At 35.1% G+C, this 12,844-nt stretch carries 14 protein-coding genes; 8 read left to right on the top strand and 6 right to left on the bottom strand.

The window, feature by feature from the left end; genetic code table 11:
• Nucleotides 1-109: 109 nt before the first annotated feature.
• Nucleotides 110-2,008, bottom strand: coding sequence for a 1,4-alpha-glucan branching protein GlgB (gene glgB / locus RM520_RS13130; RefSeq protein ID WP_311388308.1), 1,899 nt, complete (start codon nt 2,006-2,008; stop codon nt 110-112).
• A gap of 155 nt (nt 2,009-2,163) precedes the next feature.
• Between glgB and RM520_RS13125 the strand changes: the two genes are divergently transcribed.
• The 5 genes from RM520_RS13125 to RM520_RS13105 all read left to right on the top strand — a co-directional run bounded on the left by RM520_RS13125 (nt 2,164) and on the right by RM520_RS13105 (nt 5,582).
• Nucleotides 2,164-2,733, top strand: coding sequence for a collagen-like protein (locus tag RM520_RS13125; RefSeq protein WP_311388307.1), 570 nt, complete (start codon nt 2,164-2,166; stop codon nt 2,731-2,733).
• Nucleotides 2,734-2,841: 108 nt separating this feature from the next.
• Nucleotides 2,842-3,345 carry a peptide-methionine (R)-S-oxide reductase MsrB gene (msrB, locus tag RM520_RS13120; protein WP_311388306.1) on the top strand — a complete coding sequence of 168 codons (504 nt, stop codon included), beginning with the start codon at nt 2,842-2,844 and terminating at the stop codon, nt 3,343-3,345.
• 14 nt (nt 3,346-3,359) lie between these two features.
• Nucleotides 3,360-3,767 (top strand): peptide-methionine (R)-S-oxide reductase MsrB, encoded by a 408-nt coding sequence (gene msrB, locus RM520_RS13115; RefSeq protein WP_311388305.1) that lies wholly within the window; start codon nt 3,360-3,362, stop codon nt 3,765-3,767.
• 134 nt (nt 3,768-3,901) lie between these two features.
• Nucleotides 3,902-5,293: a dihydrolipoyl dehydrogenase gene (gene lpdA, locus RM520_RS13110; RefSeq protein WP_311386300.1), complete on the top strand. Its 1,392-nt coding sequence runs from the start codon at nt 3,902-3,904 to the stop codon at nt 5,291-5,293.
• Nucleotides 5,294-5,303: 10 nt separating this feature from the next.
• The gene (locus tag RM520_RS13105; protein WP_311388304.1) at nt 5,304-5,582 is read left to right on the top strand and encodes a DUF3817 domain-containing protein; all 279 of its coding nucleotides are present in this window, start codon (nt 5,304-5,306) and stop codon (nt 5,580-5,582) included.
• Here the strand turns inward: RM520_RS13105 and RM520_RS13100 are convergent.
• The 4 genes from RM520_RS13100 to RM520_RS13085 all read right to left on the bottom strand — a co-directional run bounded on the left by RM520_RS13100 (nt 5,579) and on the right by RM520_RS13085 (nt 8,354).
• Nucleotides 5,579-6,757, bottom strand: a complete 1,179-nt coding sequence (locus RM520_RS13100) for a PQQ-dependent sugar dehydrogenase (protein ID WP_311388303.1) — start codon at nt 6,755-6,757, stop codon at nt 5,579-5,581. The genes RM520_RS13105 and RM520_RS13100 overlap by 4 nt on opposite strands.
• A 53-nt stretch (nt 6,758-6,810) precedes the next feature.
• On the bottom strand, nt 6,811-7,221 hold the full coding sequence (gene aroQ, locus RM520_RS13095) for a type II 3-dehydroquinate dehydratase (RefSeq protein WP_311386297.1): 411 nt from the start codon (nt 7,219-7,221) through the stop codon (nt 6,811-6,813).
• A 79-nt stretch (nt 7,222-7,300) separates the two neighbouring features.
• Nucleotides 7,301-7,759, bottom strand: coding sequence for a hypothetical protein (locus RM520_RS13090; RefSeq protein ID WP_311386296.1), 459 nt, complete (start codon nt 7,757-7,759; stop codon nt 7,301-7,303).
• 82 nt (nt 7,760-7,841) lie between these two features.
• On the bottom strand, nt 7,842-8,354 hold the full coding sequence (locus RM520_RS13085) for a hypothetical protein (RefSeq protein ID WP_311388302.1): 513 nt from the start codon (nt 8,352-8,354) through the stop codon (nt 7,842-7,844).
• A 138-nt stretch (nt 8,355-8,492) separates the two neighbouring features.
• Here RM520_RS13085 and xerD point away from each other — a divergent pair, with 138 nt between their 5' ends.
• On the top strand, nt 8,493-9,395 hold the full coding sequence (gene xerD / locus RM520_RS13080) for a site-specific tyrosine recombinase XerD (RefSeq protein WP_311386401.1): 903 nt from the start codon (nt 8,493-8,495) through the stop codon (nt 9,393-9,395).
• Between the two features lie 12 nt (nt 9,396-9,407).
• On the opposite strand, the gene RM520_RS13075 is transcribed toward xerD, so the two are convergent.
• Complete coding sequence (locus RM520_RS13075) at nt 9,408-10,697, bottom strand: NAD(P)/FAD-dependent oxidoreductase (protein WP_311388301.1); 1,290 nt, start codon at nt 10,695-10,697, stop codon at nt 9,408-9,410.
• A gap of 103 nt (nt 10,698-10,800) precedes the next feature.
• Between RM520_RS13075 and RM520_RS13070 the strand changes: the two genes are divergently transcribed.
• Nucleotides 10,801-12,228: an amidohydrolase gene (locus RM520_RS13070; protein ID WP_311388300.1), complete on the top strand. Its 1,428-nt coding sequence runs from the start codon at nt 10,801-10,803 to the stop codon at nt 12,226-12,228.
• A 121-nt stretch (nt 12,229-12,349) separates the two neighbouring features.
• On the top strand, nt 12,350-12,844 hold the full coding sequence (locus tag RM520_RS13065; protein ID WP_311386292.1) for an RNA polymerase sigma factor: 495 nt from the start codon (nt 12,350-12,352) through the stop codon (nt 12,842-12,844).

Genomic DNA, 12,844 nt, shown 5'->3' with positions numbered 1-12,844 from the left:
GATTTATCGAACTAACAAAAAAAGGATAATAGTTCGAGATTATGAAAAGTTCTTTTTAACAAATAAGCTACTACAACGTTATAGCACTCTTTTTAGCATTAAAAGGATGCTATTTTTTATAAATTAACACACTTAATGGAGGAATTGTAATCTCAATAGAATGTTCTCTACCATTCCAAGGCTCTTTAGTAACTTTAGCTGTTTTATTGCCCATTCCGCTTCCACTGTATTTAACATCGTCACTATTAAAAATTAATTTTAGTGATTTTGAATCGGGCACTCCAATACGATAGTTTTCTCTTGGTACAGGTGTGAAATTTCCGATAACAATTAAATCATCTTTAGAGTCATGACCTTTTCTTATATAAGTCATCACAGAATTTTCATGGTCATTGTACTCTATCCATTCAAAACCTTCAGGGCTAAACTGTTTTTCATGTAAAGCTGGTTGTTGCTTATATACTTTGTTTAAATCTTGAATAACCTTTTGAATTCCAGAATGAAAATCATACTCCGTTAAATGCCAATCAAGGCTTTGTTGAAAATTCCATTCAGCAGTTTGACCAAATTCACCTCCCATAAAAATCAAATTTGCTCCTGGGTGGGTAAACATGTAACCGAACAACAATCTTAAATTGGCAAAACGTTGCCACTCATCACCAGGCATTCGATAAACTAAAGATTGTTTGCCATATACTACCTCATCATGTGAAAAAGGAAGCATAAAATTTTCAGTAAAAGCATAAGTCATACTAAAGGTCAAATCATTTTGGTGGTGCTTTCGGTAAACAGGTTCTTTTTTAAAGTATTCTAAAGTGTCATGCATCCAACCCATCATCCACTTCATACCAAAACCAAGACCACCAAAATTAACCGGTTTAGATACTCCTGAAAAAGCAGTAGATTCTTCAGCAATAGTTTGTACACCTTTGAAACTACCATAGACAGCTTCATTCATTTCTCTTATAAAAGACATGGCTTCTAAATTTTCATTATTGCCATACATATTAGGCTCCCATTCTCCTTCTTCTCTAGAATAGTCTAAATAAAGCATTGATGCAACAGCATCAACACGCAATCCATCCACATGATACTGGTCTAACCAAAAAATTGCATTACTAATTAAAAATGCTCGAATCTCATTTCTTCCGTAATTGAAAATTAAACTCTTCCAATCAGGGTGATAACCTCTTTTTCTATCAGGATGTTCATAAAGATTTGAACCATCAAAAAAGCCAAGTCCGTGAGCGTCTTCTGGAAAATGTGAAGGCACCCAATCTAATATAACGCCTATTCCAGCTTGATGCATTTTATCCACCAAAAGCTTAAAATCTTCAGGTTTTCCAAAACGAGAAGTAGGAGCAAAATAGCCTGTTAACTGATAACCCCATGAAGGGTCGTAAGGGTATTCCATTACCGGCATAAGCTCTACATGTGTAAAACCCATTTGTTTTACATAGCTAACTAAATCATCTGCAAGCTCGATGTAAGACATGAATTCATTATCATTCTTTCTTTTCCAAGAACCTAAATGAACTTCATATACAGAATACGGTTTGTCAAGATTATTATGATTTTCTCTTATATCCATCCATTTTTTATCTTGCCATTTATATTTAGCATCCCATACTATTGAGGCTGTTTTGGGTGGATGTTCACAAAAACGACCAAAAGGATCAGCCTTCTCGGTCACCAAGTCATTGTTGTTGCTTACAATACTATATTTATAGACCTCGCCATGCTGAATATTGGGAATAAATCCTTCCCATATTCCACTGGAATCCCATCTTACATTAAGCTGATGTTCTTCTTTATTCCAATGATTAAAATTACCTACTACAGAAACATTCTTTGCCGATGGTGCCCAAACCGCAAAATAGGTTCCTTTTTGACCATCTACTTCAACAAGATGTGATCCTAATTTTTCATATAAACGAAAGTGTTTTCCTGACTTAAAAAGATCAATGTCAAAATCTGTAAATAAGCTATGTACTATAACGTTGGTCATATCTATTTCAATAATATAAATGCAAAACTAGGCATCTTTTCTCAAGATACTAAAATTGTGTTGGTTACTTTATTTAATAAGTGAAATTAAAAAGTGGAACGCTTTTTGATTTATTAGTTTTTGGAAAAAATAAAAACCATTTCAAATAAAATATTATGAATAGAATTAAGACATTTTTAGGGATTTTAGTTGTGGCTTTTGCCATTTCATGTGAAGGACCTCAAGGACCTCCAGGACTTAATGGATTTGACGGTCTTGATGGACTAGATGGACAAGACGGCATAAATATTTTAGGTCAAGTTCTAGAAGTTGAGGGTACTTTTGAGGCAGCGAACGACTATTCCATATTCTTCGAGTTTCCTCAAAGTATAGAAGTTTTTGAATCAGATTTAGTTCTGGTATACATTCTCTTTGAACAAACAGATGACCCAGATGGTGGTGACCCGATTGATGTATGGCGACTTTTACCTCAAACTAGAATTCTAGACCAAGGTTTATTACAATACAATTATGATCATACCTTTTTAGATGTTAGCATCTTCTTAGAATCAGATTTTGACTTATCAACTTTACCGGCAGGTGACACTGATAATCAAATATTCAGAATTGCCGTAGTACCTGCAGAATTTGGCACTGACAATGGTGTAGACACATCAAACTTAAACGCTGTTATGAGTGCTCTTGAATTAGACGTTAATAGTATTGACAAAGTAAGTTTAGACTAAAAACTATTAAATTTTGTTAAAAGCCCATTTCAAAAATGAAGTGGGCTTTCTTTTTAGCTTAATTTTGAAAGGATTATGGTTTAATTTCGTCCAATCCAAAAAAATAAGATGGGAAAAAGTATTGCTATGGTGATTTTATCTTTGATGAGTTCTTGCATAGGTATTTCACAAACAGAAAAGAAAGAAGTAAAAAAGGAGGTTGCGGAAAATGTAACCTTTAAAGTTTCCAAAACAGATTCTGAATGGCGTTCAGAACTTACTGACATGGAGTATTATGTGCTCAGAAAAGCGGCTACAGAGAATGCATTTTCGAGTGAATTATTGGAAAATAAAGAAGCAGGCACTTACACATGTGCTGGCTGTGGAACAGCACTCTTTAGAAGTGAAAATAAATACAAATCAGGAACTGGCTGGCCTTCATTTGACCAAGAAATAGCAGGGAGCATAGGTTTTGATACCGACTACAAAATTGGGTATGCCAGAACTGAAGAACACTGTGCAAATTGCGGTGGACATTTAGGACATGTATTTAATGATGGGCCTAGTGCCACTACCGGCAAAAGACATTGCATCAATGGGGCTGCTTTGAACTTCGTTCCAGACGAAGGATAAAAATCAAAAGATAAATGAGTAAGTACGGAGTAAATAAAACCGAAGAAGAATGGAGAAACGAACTTTCTCCTGAAGAATATTATGTATTGCGTCAAAAAGGTACCGAAAGACCTCATACAGGCGAATTAAATCTCAATTTTAAAAATGGTGACTACCATTGCAAAGCCTGCAACGCAAAACTATTTGAAAGTGAACACAAATTTGAGAGTGGCTGCGGTTGGCCTTCATTTGATAAAGCCGTTGAAGGCGCAATTGAATATATTAGAGATACTTCACACGGAATGATTAGAACGGAAACAGTTTGTTCTAATTGCGGAAGCCACTTAGGCCATGTCTTTAATGACGGGCCAAGAGAAACTACTGGGCAACGTTATTGTATCAATTCTTTGAGTATTGGCTTTGACCCAAAAGACAATAAGTAGACCTTTTGTTATAAAATTTCTAAAACTCAAATGAACTTGCTATTGAGGTTTGGAATATGCTATATGAATTCCGTATTTTTGCACCCTCTCACAACTAAGTGAGTTTCCATTTTTAACAACTAAAATTTAGGTTAATGAGCAAGTTTGATATTATCGTTTTAGGTAGTGGACCTGGTGGTTATGTTACGGCTATTAGAGCATCTCAATTAGGATTTAAAACCGCGATTGTCGAAAAAGAAAATCTAGGTGGTGTATGCTTGAATTGGGGTTGTATTCCAACCAAAGCCTTATTAAAATCTGCCCAAGTTTTTGAATACTTAAAACATGCTGAGGATTATGGCTTGAGTGCTAAAAAAGTGGAACACGATTTTGACGCAGTAGTTAAGAGAAGTCGTGGTGTAGCTGATGGAATGAGCAAAGGTGTTCAATTCTTGATGAAAAAGAACAAAATAGAAGTGTTGAATGGTTTTGGTCGCATTATGCCTGGTAAAAAAGTTTTAGTCAAAGGTGAACATGGAGAACCAACTGAGTTTAGTGCTGATCACATTATTATTGCCACTGGCGCCCGAAGTCGTGAATTACCTAGTTTACCTCAAGATGGTAAAAAAGTGATTGGTTACAGAGAGGCCATGACCCTAGATAAACAACCAAAAAAGATGATTGTGGTAGGTAGTGGTGCAATCGGTATTGAATTTGCGTATTTCTACAATAGTATGGGTACTGAAGTTACTGTAGTAGAATACCTTCCTAACATTGTTCCAGTTGAAGACGAAGACATTTCAAAACAATTAGAAAGAAGCTTCAAAAAAACAGGAATAAAAATTAAAACCTCAGCCGAAGTCACTAATGTAGATACTTCAGGCGATGGTGTAAGAGCAACTGTCAAAACTGCAAAAGGAGAAGAAGTTCTTGAAGCTGATATTGTACTTTCTGCAGTAGGTATAAAAACTAATATTGAAAATATAGGTTTAGAAGATGTAGGTGTGGCAACTGATAGAGATAAAATTCTCGTTAACGATTATTATCAAACTAATATTCCAGGCTATTATGCTATTGGTGATGTTACTCCTGGGCAAGCTTTAGCACATGTAGCTTCTGCGGAGGGAATTCTTTGTGTCGAAAAAATTGCTGGAATGCATGTTGAAGCTCTAGATTATGGAAATATTCCTGGTTGTACATATTGTTCCCCTGAAATCGCATCTGTTGGATTAACTGAAAAGCAAGCAAAAGAAAAAGGTTTAGATATTAAAGTTGGTAAATTTCCATTTTCAGCAAGTGGTAAAGCAAAAGCATCCGGTACTTCTGATGGCTTTGTCAAAGTAATTTTTGATGCAAAATATGGTGAATGGTTAGGATGTCATATGATTGGCGCTGGAGTCACTGATATGATTGCAGAGGCTGTTGTGGCTAGAAAATTGGAAACAACTGGGCATGAAGTATTAAAAGCAGTACACCCACATCCAACGATGAGCGAAGCTGTTATGGAAGCTGTTGCCGCAGCTTACGATGAAGTAATTCACTTATAAAAAAACAAATTTGCTAAAACTATTTAGAGCTACGGCTATTCTTGAAGGAATCTCCTATTTATTGCTTTTTGGTCTAACGATGCCGCTCAAATATTGGGCAGAAATAGGTGAACCTAACAAAGTTGTAGGCTATGCGCATGGCATATTATTTATCGCTTATATAATCATTGCTTTTGTTTTCTGGTTGCTCAAAAAATGGAGTATTAAGAGACTTTTTATATTGATAATAGCCTCTTTGTTGCCATTTGCAACTTTCTATGTAGAAAAAAAATATTTGAGAATAGCCTAGTCGGTCGTTTCCACAAACTTATAAATAGCACCATCAAAGGCGCATACATAAAGTTCATTCGAATTATCTGTCCCGAAGGAAGAAATGCTAAGTCTTGACTCCAAAATCAGTTCATTTTGACCTTCATTTTCGGAAAGTGCCCAAATACGTCCACTAACAAAATCACCGTATACATACTTTCCATCTAAAAGGCTTATATCATTTCCCCTATAAACATAACCTCCAGTAATGGAACGGTCGCCATTGCTCTGGTCATATTCAAAAATTGGAGCTGTTAAACCCGTAGCATCACAATCGCCAGAAAAGCAAGAAGTACCTTCAAATAATTTCCAACCGTAATTACCTCCATTTACAACTACATCAATTTCTTCTATTTCATTTTGCCCAACATCAGCCGTCCAAAGTGTTCCTGTTTCAATATCAAAACTCATACGCCATGGATTACGAAAACCATATGCATAAATTTCATCTCTTGAATTTACATCATTGATAAAAGGGTTATCACCTGGGATACCATAAGTTAAGCCTCCACTAGGGTTGTCTACATCTATTCTTAAAATATTCCCAAGAAGGTTAGCCCGATTCTGCGAATTATTTTGTGGGTCACCACCCCCACCGCCATCACCACTAGCAATATATAAGTTACCATCAGGTCCGAAAGCTATTTGACCTCCATTGTGATTGGTCTCAGGTTGCGGTATTTCAATAATTACTAATTCGCTATTGACATCAGCTAAATTAGGATCAGCTGAAACAGTAAATCTAGAAATCACAGATAAGTCTTCCGTGGGGGTATAACATAAATAAAAATAACCGTTTGATTCATAATTTGGGTGAAACGCCATACCTAAAAAACCTTGCTCGCTCGTAGTATTTATACTATTACTTAAATCAATAAAAGTAGAAGATTCAGTAGCAGAATCATTATTATCGAACACTTGTATTCGTCCTCCTTTTTCAACAACAAAGATCCGATCAGTACCGTCATTAGGAGATTGCAAATCTAGAGGTTGACTAAATGAAAGATTTGGAAAGGCATTGACTAAAGAAACCGACACATTTTCATTCGGTTGTTCATCATTGGTCTCGTCAATAAGTTCAAAATTAGATGCTTCTGAATCGCAAGAAACTATAGATACAAGAAATAATGCTAAAAGCAATTTTAAAATTTTCATAGAAGTGGGGTTTATTTATATACGCACGAATAAACCCAAATGGACTTTATCTTCTAAAAACTATGTATCGCCAGATCATAGCTCTGCAGACCAAATCCTAAAATAACACCTTTAGCTCCAGCAGAAATATAAGATTGGTGTCTAAAATCTTCCCTTTTAAAAGTATTAGATATATGTACTTCTATCACTGGTGATTCAATTGCTTTAACTGCATCACCAATTCCAACAGAAGTATGAGTATATGCTGCTGCATTAAGAATAACACCATCATACGAAAAGCCAACCTCTTGAAGCTTATCAATAATTTCCCCTTCAATATTTGACTGAAAATAGTCTAAATCAATGTCTTTATACTTATTTTGAAGTTGTTTAAAGTATTCTTCAAAAGTGGTACTACCGTATACTTCAGGTTCTCGTTTACCTAGTAAATTTAGGTTTGGTCCGTTTATGATAATAAGTTTCATTTTATAAAAGTAGCAATAAAATTAGGGCATAAAAAAACAGAGACATAATTGCCTCTGTTTAATCAATATATTGTTTTCATTACTCGATAACGTAACGAATACCGATACCAAAAGCTCCAATTTCATTACTTAAATCACCGAACCCTATAAATGGTCTCCAGTCGAATGAAACAGCCAAAGGTGCACCGTTAATTTTATAATCAAGACCTGCAGTTGGTCTAAGAGCAATCTCTGTTCCTAGTCCACTACTTAAAAATAATATAGAAGGACCTGCTCCTGCAAACCATTGCAAACCTTCGGCACCTTCAAAATTACTATGATATTCATACAAACCAGTAATTGCAGTTAGACCAGATTCAAACATAATCTCTGCTTGCACTGCATTTTGTTCAGAAAAGAAGTATTTCCCACTAGGGCCCACTAAAGTGGCACCAGAAAATAAATCTAAACCTAAACCAGCTGCGGCAGTGTAATTTTGGGCATTCATTAATGCCGAAAAAAGAACTACTAATAATCCTGTGATAAATAATTTTTTCATAATGATTGTTTTTAGTGTTAAAACAAATATACAAATGCCGAGTTTAGTTTTATAGAAAAATTAACAAACTAGACAAGTTGTTCTAAAACAAAAACAATACACCCAATAGGACATTAGAAAAAGAACCTTCATTGTTAATAGTCGAATAAGATATATTCAATTCGGTCGTACCATTAATTTCAACTCCGACCATTGGTCGATAATAAAATCCGCCTTCATTCCCCGGGTCAACTCCTAATGCATAGCCAATATCACCACCGAATTTAAAACCATATGAAGGATAAACTCTTAATGCAGTTGCAAAAGGTATAAATTGGGCATTATAAAACTGAGTATCAAGAGTAAGCCCGTCAACATCTAAAGTGTCTCGTTCTCCAAAAGCATTTAAGAAACCTGTAGCTATACCTAAATCAATCTCTCTAGAGAGTCCCCAAACATGTAACACATCTAAACCTAAAGTAAAACTATAAAAATCTGATGCATCGCCCACAACGGCTCCAGCATTGATACCTATTCGTAAATTGGTTCTATCCACTTGAGAATGAAGAGTTAGGACAAATGAGAAAATAAAAATGAAAGAAATGATGAATTTCATAATAACGATTGTTTGGTTGCACAAACATAAACTCTTGATAACCAAGTCTTCATTCTAAGTTGTGTTTTATAAAAAACTTGTTGTCAAACCATTGAAATACATTATTTATTCTTTAAAAGGTTGCACTATATTTACCATATCATGTGGGATAAAAAACTTGAAGACTATAAACACTACTTAAAAATTGAAAGAGGTCTTTCAGAAAATTCTATTAAAAACTATGCGCTTGATATTCAAAAATTAATCAACTTTTTGAATAATTTAGAAAGCATTGAGAGCCCTTTAAAAATTAAAAAAGGACTGCTTCAACAATTCGTTTATGAATTACCCAGAACAGTTAACCCTCGCTCTCAAGCCAGAATTATTTCGGGACTAAAGGGTTTTTTTAACTATCTGATTTTTGAAGATTATAGAAGTGATAATCCCATGGATTTGATCGAATCTCCAAAAATTGGACGTAAACTTCCTGATACACTTTCAACTGATGAAATCAATCAACTAATAGCTGCAATAGATCTTTCAAAATCAGAAGGAGAACGCAATCGAGCAATGCTTGAAACGCTTTATGGATGTGGTTTACGCGTTTCTGAATTATTAAATTTAAAACTCTCTGATCTTTACTTTGATGAAGATTTTATAAAAGTTACAGGGAAAGGCAATAAACAACGTTTTGTGCCAATAAGTAAGGTTAATAAAAAATATATTACTATTTATAGAAAAGAGGTCAGAGTCCATCAAAAGATTGAAGTAGGTCATGAAGATTTCCTTTTTTTGAACCGAAGAGGTAAACAATTAACACGGGCTATGATCTTTACCATAGTTAAAAATTTAGCTACGGTTATTCATCTTAAAAAAAACATAAGTCCACATACCTTTAGACATTCCTTTGCTACACATTTACTTGAAAATGGGGCCGACTTAAGAGCAATACAACAAATGCTAGGTCATGAAAGTATTACAACTACTGAAGTATATATGCATGTAAATAGAAAGCACCTGGCAAAAGTATTGAATGAGTTTCACCCTAGAAATGAAGTATAAAAAGTCTATCGTTTAAGAATTTACCTGGTACTTTTTTTTAAAAGGGCGAATTATAAGACGAGCTTCTCTATCAAACTTGATATAATTGTAAACCCAATTAATAAAGACCACTACTCTATTTCGAAATCCTATTAAAAAGTAAAGGTGAACAAACATCCAAATAAACCAAGCAAATACGCCTTGGAACTTAAATTTTGGCAAATCGGCCACCGCTTTATTTCTGCCAACGGTTGCCATACTGCCTTTATCATTGTATGTAAAAGGAACCATAGCCTTTTCTTCAGTGATGCGAACAAGGTTTTTTCCCAAATGATGACCTTGTTGTAAGGCTGGTTGCGCCATCATCGGGTGGCCATATGGGTATTCTTCTGATTCCATCTGAGCTACATCACCAATAGCAAATATATGTTCAAAACTACCTACTTGATTAAATTCATTTACACGTAAACGATTACCTCGACAGAGATAATCTTTTGCATCAAGCCCTTTAATCCCAACGGCTTTTACTCCAGCAGCCCAGACTAAAGTCGCTGTTTCAAAAATGGTTTCAGTGTTGGTTTTAGCAATATTACCATCGTAATCTGATACCCTAAGATTCTTCCATACATTTACTCCAAGACTTTCTAAAAATTGTTCTGCTTTTTCTGAAGCCTTTATGCTCATTGCGGGTAAAATTCGATCACTACCTTGTACCAAATTTATTTGGGCACGTCTTGTATCTAAATCAGGATAATCTTTAGGTAAAATACCCTTCTTAATTTCTGCTAAAGCTCCTGCCAGTTCAACACCAGTAGGACCGCCACCTACAATCACAAAATTCATTAAGGCCTCTCTTTCGTGCAAATCATCTGTCAATAGGGCCTGCTCAAAATTTTCTAATATCAAACTCCTCAAATTCAATGATTGCGGAATTGATTTCATGGCCATACTGTTTTTAGCAATAGCTTTATTACCAAAAAAATTAGTAGTTGAACCCGTAGCAACTACCAAATAATTGAATTTTAAAGAACCAATTGAAGTATCAACACAATTAATATTAGTATCAATTTTATTAACCTCAGTTAGTCTAAAATAAGTATTCGGATAGCCTTGTAAAACCTTACGGATAGGGTATGCTATGGAATCAGGTTCTAGTCCACCTGTTGATACCTGATATAATAAAGGTTGAAAAGTGTGGTAATTGTGCTTATCTAATAGGACTACTTGAAATTCTTTATGGCTCAGTTTTTTTGCTAAAGAAATACCGCCAAAACCACCACCAATAATAACGACTCTAGGGAAACTTGACTGCGGAATATTCATATAAAATAAATCAGATGTAAAGTTACAAATAAGCAATTTGCTTATCTTTAATTTCTCTAGTTGATTTTAGTATATTTATGACTTACAACCAATCTAAATAAACATGAAAAATCTCTTGAGCATTTTAGCAGTTTCATTTTTCTTTTTTTCCAATTTAAACGCACAAAAAACTAAGAAATCCGTTTTACAAAAGCTGGATTCTCAAAGTGAAAAATTTAGTGATATCGCTATGGAAATATGGGGATTAGCAGAAATGGGATATCAAGAAGAAAAGAGTTCGGCTTTGCTTCAAAAAACCTTATCCGATGAAGGCTTCACAGTAAAAAGCGGAATTGCAAATATACCTACCGCCTTTGTTGCTGAATATGGTTCTGGAGGGCCAGTAATTGCTATTTTAGGAGAGTATGATGCGCTACCTGGGCTTTCGCAGCAGGCGATTCCAGAAAAAAAATCTGCAGATGGTGTGGCAGGTCATGCTTGTGGACATCATTTGTTTGGAACAGCTTCAACAGCAGCCGCTATCTCAGTTAAGAATTGGTTAAAAGAAAATAAAATTGAAGGTACAATTCGTTTTTACGGATGCCCAGCGGAAGAAGGTGGAGGAGCAAAAGTCTATATGTCTCGTGAGGGTGTTTTTGATGATGTAGATATTGCTTTACATTGGCATCCAAGTTCACAAAATGCAGCTAGTGCAGCGGCAGCTCTAGCAAATATTTCAGCTAAATTTCGCTTTTATGGGGTTTCTGCTCATGCAGCTGGAGCACCAGAGATGGGACGATCTTCCTTAGATGGAGTTGAGGCAATGAACGCTATGGTAAATATGATGCGGGAACACGTTCCACAAGAAGCAAGAATACATTATGTAATAACTGATGGCGGTAAAGCACCTAATGTAGTGCCTGATTTTGCTGAAGTATATTATTATGCTCGTCATAATAGACGTGATGTTGTTAGAAATATTTTTAATCGAATCGTGAAAGCGGGAGAAGGAGCTGCCTTGGGAACAGGAACTAAGATGGAATACGAGTTAGTAAATGGGGTTCATGAACTCTTGCCAAATTTGACTTTACAAAAATTAGTTCACGATAATTTATCAAATATTGGCGGTGTTTCTTACTCTGAAGAAGAAAAAGCCTTTGCAGATAAAATAGCAATAAGTCTTGGACAAGAATCTGCAAATACTGAAAGAGCCATGACTGTTCAACCCTTTAAAGAAACCGCTCGCGCTTACGGTTCAACAGATGTTGGTGACGTGAGTTTTGTGGTGCCCACAGTAGGCTTTGGCACTGCAACTTGGGTTCCTGGAACATCTGCTCATAGCTGGCAAGCAGTAGCTGCTGGAGGAACTTCAATCGGAAAAAAAGGTATGATGGTAGCGGCAAAAACATTAACAGCTACTGCAATGGACCTTTTTAGTAATCAAGAGTTGATTGCTAAAGCAAAAATAGAATTTGAAGAAAGAAGAGGTTCTGATTTTGTTTACAAACCATTACTTGGTGATAGATCACCTGCATTAGATTATAGAAAATAGTTATTTTGTTATAAATAGAAAAAACAAACCTAAGTAGGGATCCACTTAATTTTTCAAAGTTAAACTGTAACAAAACCCATACATCTACTACTTATTATAAAAAGTAACTACCAACCAATTAGTGAATAAAGAACTTGAACACAAATTCGTTACTGAACTTGAGAGCAATCAAAATATTGTTCACAAGGTCTGTAGTCTTTACACTAATGACAAAGATTCTCATAATGATTTGTTTCAAGAAATAACCATTCAATTATGGAAGGCATATCCAAAATTTAGAGGAGATGCCAAATTTAGTACTTGGATGTATAGAGTCGCACTTAATACGGCTATTACTCTGTACCGCAAATCAAAGAGAAGAATAAGAACTCAAGATTATGACTCGGTAATTTTTAAAATAAAGGCCGACGAATATGATGATACACAAGAACGCCAGCTGAAATTAATGTATGATGCGGTCAAACAATTAGGAGATATTGACAAGGCACTTGTGTTTTTATATTTAGAAGATAAAGACTATTCTGAAATCTCGGAAACTTTAGGTATTTCTGAAGTAAATGCTAGGGTGAAAATGAATAGAATTAAGAATAAACTAAGAACCATACTAAACCCATAA

This window comes from Croceitalea vernalis, from assembly GCF_031846405.1.
GTDB classification, from domain to species: Bacteria; Bacteroidota; Bacteroidia; order Flavobacteriales; family Flavobacteriaceae; genus Croceitalea; species Croceitalea vernalis.
This window is presented reverse-complemented; position numbering and strand designations above follow the sequence as displayed.